At 71.1% G+C, this 14,599-nt stretch carries 15 protein-coding genes and 1 tRNA gene; 11 read left to right on the top strand and 5 right to left on the bottom strand.

From position 1 onward, the window contains the following. Positions 1–7: 7 nt before the first annotated feature. A complete protein-coding gene (locus tag ACZZ9K_RS12775) occupies positions 8–1,111 on the top strand; it encodes a substrate-binding domain-containing protein (RefSeq protein WP_027464932.1) in 1,104 nt (367 codons plus the stop codon). Here the strand turns inward: ACZZ9K_RS12775 and ACZZ9K_RS12770 are convergent. From ACZZ9K_RS12770 to dcd, 3 genes are all read right to left on the bottom strand, one after another. Further along, positions 1,041–1,637, bottom strand: a complete 597-nt coding sequence (locus ACZZ9K_RS12770; protein WP_463444232.1) for a HepT-like ribonuclease domain-containing protein — start codon at positions 1,635–1,637, stop codon at positions 1,041–1,043. The two genes, ACZZ9K_RS12775 and ACZZ9K_RS12770, sit on opposite strands and share 71 nt — an antisense overlap. Continuing rightward, complete coding sequence (locus tag ACZZ9K_RS12765; protein WP_185974093.1) at positions 1,634–2,149, bottom strand: helix-turn-helix domain-containing protein; 516 nt, start codon at positions 2,147–2,149, stop codon at positions 1,634–1,636. The genes ACZZ9K_RS12770 and ACZZ9K_RS12765 overlap by 4 nt, the downstream gene beginning before the upstream one ends. Positions 2,150–2,241: 92 nt before the next feature. After that, complete coding sequence (dcd, locus tag ACZZ9K_RS12760) at positions 2,242–2,829, bottom strand: dCTP deaminase (RefSeq protein WP_027464935.1); 588 nt, start codon at positions 2,827–2,829, stop codon at positions 2,242–2,244. An 83-nt stretch (positions 2,830–2,912) separates the two neighbouring features. Here dcd and ACZZ9K_RS12755 point away from each other — a divergent pair, with 83 nt between their 5' ends. Both ACZZ9K_RS12755 and ACZZ9K_RS12750 read left to right on the top strand, forming a co-directional pair. After that, entirely contained in the window at positions 2,913–4,004 is a 1,092-nt protein-coding gene (locus ACZZ9K_RS12755; protein ID WP_463444231.1) for a GNAT family N-acetyltransferase, read from the top strand. Between the two features lie 52 nt (positions 4,005–4,056). Continuing rightward, positions 4,057–6,087, top strand: coding sequence for a cytochrome c oxidase assembly protein (locus tag ACZZ9K_RS12750; RefSeq protein ID WP_463444230.1), 2,031 nt, complete (start codon positions 4,057–4,059; stop codon positions 6,085–6,087). 50 nt (positions 6,088–6,137) lie between these two features. Here the strand turns inward: ACZZ9K_RS12750 and ACZZ9K_RS12745 are convergent, their stop codons facing one another. Together ACZZ9K_RS12745 and ACZZ9K_RS12740 are read right to left on the bottom strand one after the other, a co-directional pair. Continuing rightward, positions 6,138–6,485 (bottom strand): hypothetical protein, encoded by a 348-nt coding sequence (locus tag ACZZ9K_RS12745; protein WP_027464937.1) that lies wholly within the window; start codon positions 6,483–6,485, stop codon positions 6,138–6,140. Beyond that, entirely contained in the window at positions 6,475–7,584 is a 1,110-nt protein-coding gene (locus ACZZ9K_RS12740) for a DUF6177 family protein (RefSeq protein ID WP_463444229.1), read from the bottom strand. The genes ACZZ9K_RS12745 and ACZZ9K_RS12740 overlap by 11 nt, the downstream gene beginning before the upstream one ends. A gap of 195 nt (positions 7,585–7,779) precedes the next feature. On the opposite strand from ACZZ9K_RS12740, the gene ACZZ9K_RS12735 reads away from it, so the two are divergent. The 8 genes from ACZZ9K_RS12735 to ACZZ9K_RS12700 all read left to right on the top strand — a co-directional run bounded on the left by ACZZ9K_RS12735 (position 7,780) and on the right by ACZZ9K_RS12700 (position 14,515). Further along, a tRNA-Gly gene (locus ACZZ9K_RS12735) sits at positions 7,780–7,853 on the top strand. 14 nt (positions 7,854–7,867) lie between these two features. Then, positions 7,868–8,482: a GntR family transcriptional regulator gene (locus tag ACZZ9K_RS12730; protein ID WP_138802448.1), complete on the top strand. Its 615-nt coding sequence runs from the start codon at positions 7,868–7,870 to the stop codon at positions 8,480–8,482. 179 nt (positions 8,483–8,661) lie between these two features. Beyond that, positions 8,662–10,107 (top strand): MFS transporter, encoded by a 1,446-nt coding sequence (locus ACZZ9K_RS12725; protein WP_260678791.1) that lies wholly within the window; start codon positions 8,662–8,664, stop codon positions 10,105–10,107. A gap of 79 nt (positions 10,108–10,186) precedes the next feature. Next, positions 10,187–11,089, top strand: coding sequence for an ABC transporter substrate-binding protein (locus ACZZ9K_RS12720; RefSeq protein WP_071246316.1), 903 nt, complete (start codon positions 10,187–10,189; stop codon positions 11,087–11,089). Beyond that, positions 11,086–12,075, top strand: coding sequence for an ornithine cyclodeaminase family protein (locus ACZZ9K_RS12715; RefSeq protein ID WP_463444228.1), 990 nt, complete (start codon positions 11,086–11,088; stop codon positions 12,073–12,075). The genes ACZZ9K_RS12720 and ACZZ9K_RS12715 overlap by 4 nt, the downstream gene beginning before the upstream one ends. Positions 12,076–12,121: 46 nt before the next feature. Beyond that, on the top strand, positions 12,122–13,243 hold the full coding sequence (locus ACZZ9K_RS12710; RefSeq protein WP_463444227.1) for an FAD-dependent oxidoreductase: 1,122 nt from the start codon (positions 12,122–12,124) through the stop codon (positions 13,241–13,243). Positions 13,244–13,469: 226 nt separating this feature from the next. Then, positions 13,470–13,988 (top strand): glycerate kinase, encoded by a 519-nt coding sequence (locus ACZZ9K_RS12705; RefSeq protein ID WP_463444226.1) that lies wholly within the window; start codon positions 13,470–13,472, stop codon positions 13,986–13,988. Then, positions 13,985–14,515 (top strand): glycerate kinase, encoded by a 531-nt coding sequence (locus ACZZ9K_RS12700; protein WP_463444225.1) that lies wholly within the window; start codon positions 13,985–13,987, stop codon positions 14,513–14,515. The genes ACZZ9K_RS12705 and ACZZ9K_RS12700 overlap by 4 nt, the downstream gene beginning before the upstream one ends. Positions 14,516–14,599 lie beyond the last annotated feature (84 nt).

Genomic DNA, 14,599 nt, shown 5'->3' with positions numbered 1-14,599 from the left:
CAATCACATGCGCAAGAAGATCGTCGCCGGCCTCAGCCTGGCGCTCATCGCGGGCCTCGCCCTCAGCGGCTGCTCGGCACGCGGCTCGTCCGACGACGCCGGCAGCACCAGCAGCATCAAGAAGGGCGACCTCATCGGCGTCGCCCTGCCGGCCAAGACCTCGCAGAACTGGGTCCTCGCGGGTGCCGCGTTCAAGAAGTCGATCGAGGACGCCGGCTTCAAGGCCGACATCCAGTACGCCAACGCCGGCAACCCGGTCCCCGACCAGCAGTCGCAGATCTCCGGCATGATCACCAAGGGCGCCAAGGCCGTCATCATCGGTGCCGCCGACGGTTCGCAGCTGACCGCGCAGGTCAAGTCCGCCAAGGACCGTGGCGCCGTCGTCATCGCCTGGGACCGCAACATCCTGAACACGAAGAACGTCGACTACTACGTGGCGTTCAACAACTTCAAGGTCGGCCAGCTCCAGGCCGAGGCGCTGCTCAAGGGCCTCGAGGAGAAGAAGGGCGACAAGCCGTACAACGTCGAGCTCTTCGCCGGTTCGCCGGACGATGCCAACGCGACCGTGTTCTTCAACGGTGCGATGGACGTCCTGCAGCCGAAGATCGACGACGGCACGATCAAGGTCGTCTCCGGTCAGACCACGTTCCAGAAGGTCGTCACGCAGGGCTGGCTCGCGCAGAAGGCCCAGTCGCGCATGACCGACCTGCTCTCGCAGTACTACACGGGTGACACCGAGCTCGACGGCGTCCTGTCGCCGAACGACACCCTCGCCCGTGCGATCCTCACCGCGACCAAGGCCGCCGGCAAGGACAACCCCGTCGTGACGGGCCAGGACTCGGAGACCGCGTCCATCCCGCTCATCATGCAGGGCACGCAGTACTCGACGATCTTCAAGGACACGTCGAAGGAGGCCCAGGCGGCCGTCGACCTCGTCTCCACGCTGTCGAAGGGCGACAAGCCCGACACGAAGATGGACAAGACGAACAACTACAACGGCAAGAAGACGGTCCCCGCGATCGAGCTCACGCCGGTCCTGGTCACCAAGGACAACGCCGTCGAGGCCTACAAGGGCAACGACACCCTCGAGGAGCTCGCCAAGAAGGGCTGATCTCCCCAGCACCACGGACGGCCCCGTCTCGCCTCGGCGAGACGGGGCCGTCCTGCGTCGTCCTGAGGCCGGCCACACGGCGGACGGGAGGCTCGGTGCACGTCGTGATCCGTGCCTCCAGTCCGGCATGTGGTCCGCCCAGGGCACGTGGCCGCGCCCGGTCCGTGCCCGCGTCCGTCAGGGGGTGGGCAGCGCGCAACCGGCGCGCGGCGTCGGCGAGGTGCGGGACGTCGGTGCGGGCGGTGCCGAACACCAGCGCACGCGTCGTGTCGAAGTACCGCCGGGTCAGCCGCTCCCCCAGGTCGGACACGCGCGACCACGGGATGCCGGGCTCGCTCGCGGTGACCCCGACCGGGAGCACCCGCACGGCCTCACCGATCTCGACCAGGCGCATCCGGACCGCGTCGTGCACCAGATCCTCGGGCAGCCGCTCGTCGTCGACGTAGCGCCGGATCGCCTCGCAGGCCCGGATGACGTCGTCGAGGCGGTCGCCGACGGCACGTCGGACGCCCGGCTCGGCGCTCACAGCGGCACCGCGGTCCGGACGACCCCGGGACGCATGCCCGCGGCATCCACCACGTCGACGCGGACGCCGAGCAACCGCTCGGCGGCGTCCTGGATCCGCATCAGCGCGAAGATCCCGAGCCCCGCGTCGACGTCGACCATCAGGTCGACGTCGCTGTCCGGGCCGTCCTCACCCCGGGCGACGCTGCCGAAGATCCGGGGGTTCCGCCCGCCGAACCGCTGCACGATGTCGACGAGGTCCTGCCGGGCGGCGACCACCCGTTCGAGGAGCGGCTGGGGTTCCTCGACCGGCTGCAGGTCGATCGTCGTCGTGAAGCCCGCCGCCCGGAGCATCCGCTGCAGGGCGGCGAGCGACGGTTCCCGCCGACCGTTCTCGTAGGTGCTGATGACGCTCTGCGTGACGCCGGCGCGCTGGGCGAGCTGGACCTGGGTCAGTTCGGCGCGTTCACGGGCGTCGCGGATGAGCACCGCGGCCGACAGTGGCGGGGCGGGCCGTGGGGGAACAGCGGACATGCTGCAACGATACACAGCATGCGACATTTCGTCTGCTAGTGGGACATGCGGGTCTGTGCAAGCCCGGACGAAACGGTACGGTCCGACGCTCGTCAGCGCGGGTCGGAGACGTCCGCCCGGTGGAAGTTCTGCGCCGAGCGGGACGCGGTCGGGCCCCGCTGACCCTGGTAGCGGGACTGGTACTCGGCGGAGCCGTAGGGCTTCTCGGCCGGGCTCGACAGCTGGAAGAAGCAGAGCTGCCCGATCTTCATCCCCGGCCACAGCTTGATCGGCAGCGTCGCCACGTTCGACAGCTCGAGCGTCACGTGCCCGGAGAACCCGGGGTCGATGAAGCCCGCCGTCGAATGGGTCAGGAGGCCGAGGCGACCGAGCGAGCTCTTGCCCTCGAGCCGCGCCGCGATGTCATCGGGCAGCGTCACGACCTCGAACGTGGAGCCGAGGACGAACTCGCCCGGGTGCAGCACGAACGCCTCGTCCGGGTCGGTCTCGACCAGGCGGGTCAGGTCGGGCTGGTCCACCGCGGGGTCGATGTGCGGGTACTTGTGGTTGTCGAACAGCCGGAAGAACTTGTCGAGCCGGACGTCGATGCTCGACGGCTGCACGAGCGAGGCGTCGTACGGGTCGAGGCCGATCCGGCCTTCGGCGAGCTGGGCGGTGATGTCGCGGTCGGAGAGCAGCACGGAGGAAGCCTAGCGGCAGCGGGCGTCGCGCCGGTATGCTGCCAGGCTGCCCACCACCCGGGCGGGCGGCGTTCGGAGCAGTGATGACCACGTACACCGTCGACGAGATCACGGTGCCCGCCACCATGGACGACGACCCGGCCGTCGTCTCGGTGTTCCGTGAGTGGGTCGACGTGCAGAACCGGGCCGAGGTCGCGACCACGCACCTGCCCGAGCTGCTCTGGACCCCCGAGGAACAGCTGCCGTACCTGCTCGACCCGGACGCACCCAGCCGACTGTTCCTGGTCCGCGACGACGAGGGGACCGCGGTCGGAGCCGGCTCGTACGACTCGAAGGTGGACCCGGCCGCCCCGAACTGCTGGATCGCGGTCAGCGTGGCACCCGAACACCGACGTCGCGGCGTGGGAACGCTCCTGGCCGAACACCTGGAGGACGTCGCTCGCGGTCAGGGACGCACGCAGTGGAAGACCTACGCGGTCTCACGACAGGTCGGGCCGGCATCCGGCCCCGGGTACCGACAGGCCCCCACCGGGTTCGGGGCCGTCCCGGAGGACGAGGCAGCGGTCCGGTTCCTGACCGGTCGAGGCTGGCGGCTCGGGCAGGTCAACCGGATCAGCCGTCTCGCACTCCCGGCTGCCGAGGCCGCGGTGGCCGGCGTCCGTGCGGCTGCGACCGCGGCGTCGGGTGACCACCACCGCGTGCACACCTGGACAGGTCCGACACCCGATCGGTGGCAGTCGGACCTCGCGCTCCTGCTGACCCGGATGAGCACCGACGCCCCGTCGGGCGACATGACCGAGCCCGAGGACGCCTGGACGGTCGAGCGGCTCCGGACACACGAGCAGCACCTCGAGGACGGGCCCCGCACGATGCGCACGGTCGTGGTCGAGGACACCTCGACCGGGTCGCTCGTCGGGTTCACCCAGCTCGCCGTCCCCGGTCCCCTCGCGCAGCCGGTCATGCAGGGCGACACCCTCGTCGTCCGTGAGCACCGTGGGCAGCGGCTCGGATGGCTCCTGAAGGCGGTCGGGATCGAGGCCGTCGAGCGGGAGCATCCGGGGCACCCGTCGATCATCACGTTCAACGCGGAGGAGAACCGCCACATGCTCGACGTGAACGAGGCCGTCGGGTTCGTCGGCGTCGGCTGCGAGGGCATCTGGGAACGGCGGGTCTGAGCGCGCACCCGAGGGGCCGGTTGCCAGCCGACACGCCTACCATTGGACGGTCATGACCGTCACGTCACCCGAAACCCAGCCCACCGGGTCAGCGCCGGACGCCGCCCCCACCACCGGGCGCTCGTCCACCGTCGCGACGGTCCTCGTCATCGCGATCCCGCTCGCCGTCGCGTGCTCGATCCTCGGGCTGACGATCACCGGTGCCTTCAGCGCGAGTCAGCAGCTGGTGTCCGCCGGCGACGTCGTCGAGTACGGCCTGCCGATCGCCCGCGTCGTGCACGACACGATGGCGGCGCTGACCATCGGGCTCCTCATCGTCGCGGCGTTCGCGCTGCCCGCGCAGAAGAAGGACCACGGCGCCCTGTCGAGCGTGCAGCACCGGGCCACCCGGTGGGCCGCGGCGACCGGCGCCGTCTGGTTCCTGGCGGCCGCGGTGAGCATCGTCCTGACCGGCGCGAACACCCTCGGTGTCCCGCTCACCAGCCCGGTGTTCGCCCGCAACTTCATGCTCTTCGCGTTCCAGGTCGAGATCGGCCAGGCGCTCGTGGTGTCGGCTGCCGCGATCCTGGTCGCCACGGTGGTCGCCGCCTTCGCCACCCGGGTGACGACCCTGGCGTTCGCCACCGTGATCGGCCTGTTCGCCCTGCTCCCCCTGGCCCTGTCCGGCCACGCCGCCGGGTCGCTCGAGCACGCCAACGCGGTGAACTCGCTCGCGATCCACCTGGTCGGGGTGTGCGTGTGGGCCGGCGGCCTGGTCGCCGTGGTCCTGCTCCGCACCCGCACCAAGGGCGCGACCGGACGCGTGATCGCCCGGTACTCCACGCTCGCCGGGTGGTCGTTCGGGGCCGTGGCGTTCTCCGGCATCGTCAACGCGTCGCTGCGTCTGACCGGCCCGCTCGACCTCGTCACCACGACGTACGGCTGGCTCATCACCGTCAAGGCGCTCATCCTCGTACTGCTCGGCGTCGCGGGGATCGTGCAGCGCCGGAAGCTCGTGCCCGGGCTCCTCCGCGCGCCGCTCGACCGCCGCCTGTTCACCCGGTTCGCGCTGGCCGAGATCGTGTTCATGGCCGTGGCGATCGGCGTCTCGGTCGCCGTGTCCCGCTCGCAGCCCCCGATCCCGCAGACCCCGGCGACGGGCGAGGACACCCGCTCCGGCCTGATCGGGTTCCCGTTCCCGCCGGCGCAGACCACGCAGACCTACCTGACCCAGTGGCACATCGACTGGGTGTGGCTCGGCTTGGCCGTCGTCGGGGCCGTCTGGTACCTGCTGGCGGTGCGCAAGCTCCGGAAGCGCGGCGACGCCTGGCCCGTCGGTCGCACGATCGCCTGGCTGATCGGCTGCGCCCTGTTCATCTGGACCACGTCGGCCGGCCCTGCCGTGTACGGCATGATCCACTTCTCGTCGCACATGCTCCAGCACATGCTGCTGATGATGTTCGTCCCGCTGCCGCTCGTGCTCGGTGGCCCGGTGCTGCTCGCGCTCCGCACCCTGCCGGTCCGGAACGACGGTTCACGCGGTGCCCGCGAGTGGCTCATGCTCTTCGTGCACTCTCGCTGGATGCAGTTCCTCGGCAAGCCCGCCGTCGCGGGCATCATCTTCGCCGGGTCCCTCGTGGTCTTCTACTTCACGCCGGCGTACCAGGCCGCGATGCAGTCGCACGAGTGGCACGTCGCGATGATCATCCACTTCGTCCTGAGCGGCTACCTGTTCTTCTGGGTCTTCGTCGGCGTCGACCCGGGCCCGCAGCGCCCGCCGTACCCGATGCTCATCATCACCCTGCTGGCCACCCTGGCGTTCCACGCGTTCTTCGGCGTCGCGGTCATGACGTCGCAGTCGGTGTTCGCGGTCGACTGGTTCCACGCGCTGGGCCAGACGAACGACGCCGCACTGCTCGACGACCAGCACACCGGCGGCGGCATCGCCTGGGGCGCTTCGAGCTCCCGATGGTGTTCGTGGCCCTGCTCGTCGTCCGGAACTGGATGCGCTCGGACAAGCGCGACGCGAAGCGCCTGGACCGCAAGGCCGACCGCGACGGTGACGCCGACCTCAAGGCCTACAACGAGCGCCTGGCAGCGATGAGCAAGCGGGACTGACCCGCGGTACCGGCCACACGGCAGGCACGGCCCCGGTCAGTCCCCGTGGACGATGCAGACCGCGTCGAGGTCCATCGCGGCCTCGAGCGCGGCCGAGATCCCCGATTCCCCGTCCGGGCCCGCGGGGGTCACGGTGTCGACCCACCACAGCGGCGTCGCCAGGGTCGGGGCGTCCGGCAGGATCCGCTCGACCTCGTCGAAGGAGTCCACCCGGCGCACGCCGAGCACGGTGATCACCGGGTGCGTGGCGTCGCGGCAGACCTGCATCATCGGGCCGTCGTCGAGCGCCCGGACGCCCCAGGTCTCGTCGTGCAGCAGGAGCGCCTCCGCCACCTCGCGCGTCTCGACCGGCTGGCGGCAGAGGATGGTGACGTCACGCGGCACCGTGACCGCCCACCATCCGGTCGTCGCGGACGTGGCCGTCGAGCGTGCCCTCGTCGTGCGCGGGGTCGAGCGGTGCGCCACCGACCAGCTGCAGGAAGCGGTCCTCGTCGATGCGGTCGAGGAACGACTCGAGCGCTTCCCAGCCGTCCTCGAAGCGGACGATCATCCCACCGTCGTCGGCTGCGTCGGCACCCGGACGGGCGGCCGGCCCGGAGCCGGCTGCGAACGTCGCGGTCGTGGTGCGCGGCGGTGGCCAGACGCCGTCGCGGTCCAGGAAGCCCGCGGCCTCGGGGCCCACGACGACGGCGAGCGGCGACGGTTCGCCGTGCGAGACGGCCCGCACCAGGTGGTCGGCGTCCCCGCGGCGCTGCATGACGACGCCGAACACGGGGACGACCTGGTCGGCGACCCGTTGCACGGCGTCGAACATCCGGTTCGCCAGCCCCGGGTCGGTGTTCTCCTCGGGCACGGTGAGCACGGCGGACATCGTCTCGACGACGACCCCGCCGACCAGGTGCGCGGTCATCGTCGCGGAGAACCCCTCGCCGACGGCGTACGAGGTCGAGATACCGGGCGCTTCGTGCTTCGCGTACTGCGTCACGACCCAGCGGTCCCAGGGCACGGTGAGCGGTTCGGCGGTGCCCCACCGGGTCGGGCAGGTGCCGACGGTGTGGCACAACGCCTCGATCGCGGAGCCCATGTCGACCGCGCGGCCGGGGTGGTGCCGGAGGGTCAGGTCGATGCTGATCTGTCGCACCGAGTCAGCCGAGACCGGGTGCTCGGGCGACGGGGTGCCCACGAGTTCGGGGCCGCGGTGCACGAAGTCCTCGATGTCCGATGCGGCGACGCCGGTCCGGCCGTCACGCAGTGTGCCGTCGAAGTCGGACACCGCCCACGCGGCACCGTACGCGCCGAGCGCGTGCCGGAGTGCCGGGGTGATGGCCGCGGCCCGGCCGGTGCGGAGCACGACCGTCCGTCCGGCGTCCGCCGACCGGCGGAGCAGCGAGGCGAACGCATCGGTCAGCCACACGACGGGCGAGGCTGACTCGACCACGATCGCCGAGCCGACCACGTCGTCGATGAGGGGATGCCTGACCATCCGGGTCCTCCTCGGTTCGGGGCTGGAACTCCCTGGACGGTACACACGGGGGCGACACCTGTCCGTCAGGCTCGCACCCTCACAGCGGAGACTCGGGAGGCACGACACGCGCCGGCGAGACGGCGTACGGTGCGCGGTCGGCTGGCTTCCAGGCGAGAATCCGCTAGGCTTGCCGAGTCCCGTTCTGCGGGGCGCGCGAGTGTAGTTCAATGGTAGAACTCCAGCTTCCCAAGCTGGTAGCGCGGGTTCGATTCCCGTCACTCGCTCCAACTACGATCGAACCGTGGAGTCCAAGCCGGCATCGGTCCTCAAGGCCATCAGGGCCGAGATCATCAGCGGCTCGCTCGCACGTGGCTCGAGACTCAAGGAAGACGTGCTCGCGGAGCGCTTCGGCGTCTCCCGGGTCCCTGTCCGCGAAGCCCTCCGGCAGCTGGAGACCGAGGGCTTCGTCGTCGCCGAGAAGTTCAAGGGCGTCCGGGTCGCGGATTCCTCCACCGAGGTCGTCATCGAGTTGATGCAGATCCGGCGCGGGCTCGAGGTCCTCGCCGCCGAGCTCGCGGCCGACCGGACGGGCGGCGACTGCGCGGACCTGCTCCGGGCGGTCGGCCACGAGGGCCGCTCCGACCAGGAGGTCGAGGCCCAGTCGCCCCGGTTCGCCTTCCACGGCCTGGTGGCCCGGGCATCCGGGAACACCCGGCTCGAGACGATGATCGAACAGCTCATCCACCAGACCGCCTGGGCCTTCGAGCGCGTGACGCGTGAAGAGGTCGCCGCGAGCAGCGGGGACCACGCCGCCGTCGCGAACGCGATCCTGCGGGGAGCGTCGGTTCAGGCAGGGCTGCTGATGGACGAGCACCTGCGTCGCGACGAAGCGATCTACCGCGAACTCAGCGCGTAGAACGTATACGACGTCGGTTCGCGCGCAAACGGGAGCCCCGGCCGCATGCCCCACTTGGTGCGGTTCAAACAGGAGACGTCACGAAACGTCTTGCAGTCGAAACCAGCCCGAAACAGCTTTTCGTATACAAAAGAGTGACCGCACGGTGCACCGCTCACTCTTCCCCGCTGGAGTTACGAATGTCTGCTGTAACGCGCTCCACCGCACCAACACGCACCACCACCGACCAGCCTTCCGGAGGCGTCGGCTCCGCACTCGACTCGATCGGGTTCACACGAGCCCAGTTCTGGGTCCTCATGCTCATCCTCGCCGGTGAGTTCTTCGACACCCTCGAGCAGAACTCCATCGGCGCGATGGCCACCAACATCAAGGCCTCCCTCGCGATCGGCGACGTCCAGCTCTCCACCATCAACACCGCGACCGTCGTCGGTGGGTTGGTCGGCAGGCTCCTCGCCGGTTGGCTCGCCGACCGCTACGGCCGCCGGTTCTCACTCGGCCTGAACCTGCTCGTCTACACGCTGGGCGGCCTGCTGAGCGCTGCCTCCCCGAACTTCGAGATGCTGCTGGTCAGCCGCTTCATCGTCGGCATCGGCGTCGGCGGTGAGTTCATGATCGGCATCGCGATGCTGTCCGAGATGGTCGCGACCCGGTACCGGGGCGGACTCATCGCCACGATCAACGTCGGTGCAGGCGGCATCGGGAACTTCATCTCCTACGGCCTCTTCCTGCTCCTCCTCGGCCCGTTGGCCGTCCCGCTCGGCGGCGACGACCACGTCTGGCGCTGGAGCTTCGTGATCCTGGCGCTCCCCGCGCTGTTCGTCGTCCTGTACCGGCGCAAGTTGCCCGAGACGCCGCGCTGGCTCCTCTCGAAGGGCCGGATCGACGACGCGAACCGCTCGCTCGCGGTCCTCGCCTCGAACACCTTGACACCGCCTGCGGACGCCGTCGGCCCCGTCCGGCTCAGCCCTGCAGATCTCCCGCCGGTGTCCTTGCACGCCTCACCCGCAGCTGTGTTCCACCGGCTGGTCCTGCGCCGGACGATCGCCATCGGGGTCGCGTCGTGGATGGCCTTCGGGGTGCAGGTCACGCTGAACTTCCTCATGCCCACGCTGCTCGTCGAACGCGGGTACTCCGTCTCGCAGAGTCTGCTGTACACGATGATCATGAACGTCGGCTCGCTCCTCGGGTGCACCGCCGCCGCCCTGCTCGCGAACCGCATCGGGCGTCGACCGTTGATCGCCACCGCGGGGGTCCTGGGCTGTCTGACCGCACTGGCGTTCGCAGCGTTCGGGAACGACACCGGCGCGATCCTCGCCCTCGGCGCACTGTTCCAGTTCTTCACGATGCTGACGAACACCACGCTCGCGGCCTGGACCGCCGAGGTCTACCCCACGGCGATCCGAGCGTCCGGCGCCTCGATCGTGAACGGGATCGGCAACATCGCCGGCGCCGTGATGCCCTTCGCCGCGATCGCGCTCTACGGTTCCTGGGCCTTCGCCGGTGTCTTCGGACTCGCGGCAGCCATGTACGCGGTGCTCGTGATCGCGTCGCGGTTCGCTCCCGAGACGCGCGGTCGGTCCCTCGAGGACGTGAACGAGAACGTCCTCACCGCCAGGTCCACCTGAACCACCCGATCCACCCACACGATCCAGCGGTGTGCCGGGGAACGCCCGGCATACCGCACACCACGAACGGAGCACCACCATGGACACCCTGCAGATCTCGGCGACCGCGAACGGCCTCAACTACCTGCCCGAGTACGTCGCCGACCTGGGCGGCCTCTTCGCCGAACGCGGACTCACCGTGACCGCCACCGCTTGCGACCCGTGGACGGGCGTCCTCGACGACATCGACTCGGGTGCAGCCCACCTCGCGCTCGGGGGCCTCTGGGTGCCGGCGATGTACGCCGGCACCGCCCGTGAGTTGTCGGTCGTCGGACAGCTGAACAACGCCTTCCCGATGACCATCGTCGCGCGGAACGAGACTGCCCCGATCACCCTGGACTGGCTCGCGGGGAAGGTCGTGCTCGCGCCGGGTGCGGGCGGCAGCGCGCCGTACGAGTTCACGGCGGGGCTCGTCCGCGAAGCCGGTTTCGACGTCGCAGCGACCCGCTTCGTCCGCGACCTGTCGACCGCCATGCTCGTGGAGCTCTACCGGGGAGGCCTCGGTGACGCCATCATCCTCGACCTCGTCTCCGCCGAGGAGCTCGTGGCGGCCGGCGGCGGGTCGATCGTCTTCCGGCACCTCGATGCCGGCGGGGTGATGCCGAACAGCGTCTACTACACCCGCACCGACCGCATCGAGGAACTCGGTGACCGCGTGCCCCGGTTCATGGACGGCATCGCTGCGGCCATGCAGCGGATCACCGCTGGGCACGCCGACGCCGAGATCACCGCCGTGCTCGCAGCACGCTGGCCGGACAAGGACCAGTCACTGCTCCGACGAGCCGCCGACGAGATGGCGGCGGGCGGCGTGTGGGACTCCGCCGTCGTGGACCGTGATGCGTCCGACCGGTGGATGCGGATCCTGTTCGACGGCGGACTCACGACGCATGTCCCGTCGTACGACGAACTCCTCGGTTCGCCGAGCGCCGTCGCCGTCTCGTGACGCTCGTCCTCGAGGCGTCCGACGTCGCTGCTGCGCTCGAGGACGTCGATGTGCTCGAAGCCGTCGAAGCCGTCCACGCCGACCTCGGAGCAGGCCGGATGCAGCAACCGGCCCCGGTTGCCATGTCCGGTGCCGACGATGCGCTGTTCCTGCCGATGGCGGTGCGGTCCGACCGGCTGGGTCTGGTGGCGGTGAAGCTCATGGCGGACATCCCGCACAACGCCTCCCGCGGCCTGCCGACCCAGCGGTCCACCATCTTGGTGTCGTCTGCGATGACCGGCGAGTGCCTGGGCGTGCTGGACGGCAAGGACATCACCCGAGCGCGGACGGCGGCAGCGTCGGTCGTGGCCACACAGCACCTCGCTCGATCGCACAACACGACGCTGGGGCTCGTGGGCGCCGGGAACCTCGCCGTCGAGCATCTGCGCGCGTTCGCGAAGGTCTGGCACTTCGAACGGGTGCTCCTCTGGTCTCGCTCCGCGGCGACGACCGGTCGGTTCCTCGAGGCCGTCGGTGACGACCTCGCTCGACGGTGCACCGTGGTGGGCGGTCCCCGCCAGGTGGCCGAGGAGTGCGACGTCCTGTGCACGCTCACGCCGTCGGTACGCCCGGTCGTCGAGGGCGGTTGGCTGCACGCGGGCCAGCACGTGAACGCCGTCGGCGCCCGTCCGCGCCCCACCCACCGCGAGCTCGACGGCCCCGCGATGGCGCGTGGGACGGTGTTCGTCGACAGCCGGGCCACAGCCTGGTCGAAGTCGGGCGACCTGCTCGAGGCCGTCGTCGAGGGCGCGCTCCCGCAGGACCTCCACCCGACCGAGCTCGGCGAGGTCATCGTCGGACGTGCCGCCGGCCGGGTCGACGACGACCAGGTCACGGTGTTCGACTCGGTCGGGCTCGGTGCGCAGGATCTGGCGGTCGCCGCCCTGGTGCTCGAAGTCGCTCGCGAACGAGGCCTCGGGACCACGGTGCCGACCTCGGGCGGCTGATGGGGACGGTCGTGTCGGGGTCGGCGTGCCCGACTACGATCTCGACATGACCATCCCCGCACCGGCAACGCACGTCGTCATCGGTGCCGGGGTCGTCGGCGCCGCGACCGCCTACGCCCTCACCGCCCGCGGCGAGCGCGTCCTGCTCGTGGAACAGCACGCCCGCGGCCACCACCTCGGTTCCTCGCACGGTGCGACCCGGATCTTCCGGCAGGGATACGCCGACCCCGAGTACGTCGCGCTGACCACCCGGGCCCTCGAACTGTGGGGAGCGCTCGAGGCCGCCGCCGGCGAGGAACTCATCGTCCGCACGGGGGCCGTCGACCACGGTCGGCCCGAGGTCGTCGACGCGATCGCCGCCGCCCTCGCCGACGCGGACATCCCGCACGAGTCACTGACCCCGGACCAGGCGGCAGCACGCTGGCCCGGCATCGCGTTCGAGGGGCGCGTGCTGACCCATCCCTCCGCCGGGCGCATCCGCTCCGACCGGACGATCGAGGTGTTCCTGACGCTGGCCGAACGGACCGGTCTCGCCGACCTGCGGTTCGACACGCGGGTCACCGGGCTCGAGGACCACGGTGACGACGTCACCGTGGCGCTGTCCGACGGCAGCGCGGTCCGTACCGCGTCCGTGGTGGCCGCGGTGGGCTCGTGGGCCCCCACGCTGGTCGGCGGGCTGCTCGCCGGACGCGGGGCGGGCCTCCCGGCCATCCGCGTCACCCAGGAGCAGCCGGCCCACTTCCCCAGCCACCTGCCGGACGCGGCCTGGCCGAGCTTCGTGCACTGGGCCGACGGCGACGACGTGTACGGGCTGCTCACGCCGGGCGAGGGCGTCAAGGTCGGGTTCCACGGCACCGGCCCCGTCGTCGACCCGGACCACCGGGACTTCGTGCCCGTGCCGGCCGAGGCCGAGCGGCTGCAGGCGTACGTCGCGCGGTACGTGCCGGGGGTCGACGCGACGAAGCCGACGTTCATCAGCTGCCTGTACGACAACTCCCCCGACGAGGACTTCGTCATCGACCGCGTCGGGCCGCTGACCGTGGCGACGGGGTTCTCCGGGCACGGCTTCAAGTTCGCGCCGCTGCTGGGCGAGATGCTCGCGGACCTCGCGACGGGCGGGGCGCCGCACCCGCGCTTCGCCCTGCCGGAGCCGGTGCCCGCGCCCTGAGGCCAGCGCGCGGGCGTTCGCGAGACGCCGGCGTGTCCGTTCGACGCCGCCATGTCGTCGAGACGCCGCCGGATCCGGAGGCGTCTCGAGGACAACGAGGCGTCCTGCGCACACGCCGGCGTCTCGCACACGCGCACACGCGCACACGCGCACACGCGCACACGCGCACACGAAGGCGTCTCGCACGCACGCCGGCGTCTGGCGACCGGCCACTACGGTGGGAGCCGTGCGCATCATCGTGGCTCCGGACTCGTTCAAGGGCACCGCGACGGCGGCGTCGATCGCTGCGGCGGTCCACGACGGCTGGCTGACCGAACGCCCCGACGACGACGTGGTGCTCGTCCCGATGGCCGACGGCGGCGAGGGCACGCTCGACGCCTTCGAGTCCGCGGTCCCCGGAGCCGTCCGGGTCCCCGTCGCCGTGACCGGACCGGCCGGCACCCCGGTCGCCACCCACTGGCTGCGGCTGCCCGACGGCCGCGCGGTGGTGGAGCTCGCCGCGACGAGCGGCCTCCCCCTGCTCGACGCTCCGATGCCGGACACGGCGACGAGCCGCGGGTTCGGCGAAGCGATCGCCGCCGCGCTCGACGCCGGTGCGACGGGGCTCGTGCTCGGCATCGGGGGCAGCGCGTCGACCGACGGCGGGCGTCCAGTGCTCGAGGCGCTCGGACTCGACAGCGAAGGAGCCGACACCGGCGGCCTCCGCGCGCTCCCCCGCTCGGTGTCACCGTGCTCACCGACGTGACCTCTCCGCTGCTCGGTCCGACCGGTGCCGCCGCCGTCTTCGGCCCGCAGAAGGGCATCGCGCCCGACCGTGTGGTGTCCTTCGACGACCGACTCGCAACCTGGGCCGCACGCTTCCCCGACGTCGACCCGGACACCCCGGGCGCCGGAGCCGCCGGCGGTGTCGGGTTCGGCCTGCTGGTGTGGGGCGCCACGCTCGCCGGTGGGGCCGCGGCCGTCGCCGAGGTCCTCGGGCTGCCGGCGCTGCTCGACGGTGCCGATGTGGTGATCAGCGGCGAAGGGTGCTTCGACGGCCAGAGCGCCGTCGGCAAGGTGCCCTCGGTGGTCCGCGACCTGACCGCGGCGCACGCTCCCGGTGCCCGCTCGATGCTCGTCGCCGGCGCGATCGAGGCCCCGCTCGACGACTACGCGGCAGCCGCGTCGCTCACCGTGCTCGCGACGCAGACCACCGGCGAGCCCGACGACGCCCTCGCCGACCCGCTGCGCTTCGCCACGATCGCGGGGCAGCGGTTGGCCCGGCTCGCCTGAGTGAGCAGAACGACGCGAGCACCGCGACGCGCCCGTCGGCGGGCACAGGGGTGTCCTGGTTGTACCTCCCACCCGGCCGCGGCT

Source organism: Curtobacterium sp. AC268 (genome assembly GCF_979258745.1).
Note: the sequence above shows the minus strand (reverse complement) of the source record. Positions and strands in the feature narration are given on the sequence as shown.

What these genes read in the sequence shown, in the direction of transcription:
- ACZZ9K_RS12775 (WP_027464932.1), top strand. Translation starts at nt 8, where the DNA reads ATGCGCAAGAAGATCGTCGCCGGCCTCAGCCTGGCGCTCATCGCGGGC.
- ACZZ9K_RS12765 (WP_185974093.1), bottom strand. Translation starts at nt 2,149, where the DNA reads ATGTCCGCTGTTCCCCCACGGCCCGCCCCGCCACTGTCGGCCGCGGTG.
- ACZZ9K_RS12755 (WP_463444231.1), top strand. Translation starts at nt 2,913, where the DNA reads ATGACCACGTACACCGTCGACGAGATCACGGTGCCCGCCACCATGGAC.
- ACZZ9K_RS12750 (WP_463444230.1), top strand. Translation starts at nt 4,057, where the DNA reads ATGACCGTCACGTCACCCGAAACCCAGCCCACCGGGTCAGCGCCGGAC.
- ACZZ9K_RS12740 (WP_463444229.1), bottom strand. Translation starts at nt 7,584, where the DNA reads ATGGTCAGGCATCCCCTCATCGACGACGTGGTCGGCTCGGCGATCGTG.
- ACZZ9K_RS12725 (WP_260678791.1), top strand. Translation starts at nt 8,662, where the DNA reads ATGTCTGCTGTAACGCGCTCCACCGCACCAACACGCACCACCACCGAC.
- ACZZ9K_RS12720 (WP_071246316.1), top strand. Translation starts at nt 10,187, where the DNA reads ATGGACACCCTGCAGATCTCGGCGACCGCGAACGGCCTCAACTACCTG.
- ACZZ9K_RS12710 (WP_463444227.1), top strand. Translation starts at nt 12,122, where the DNA reads ATGACCATCCCCGCACCGGCAACGCACGTCGTCATCGGTGCCGGGGTC.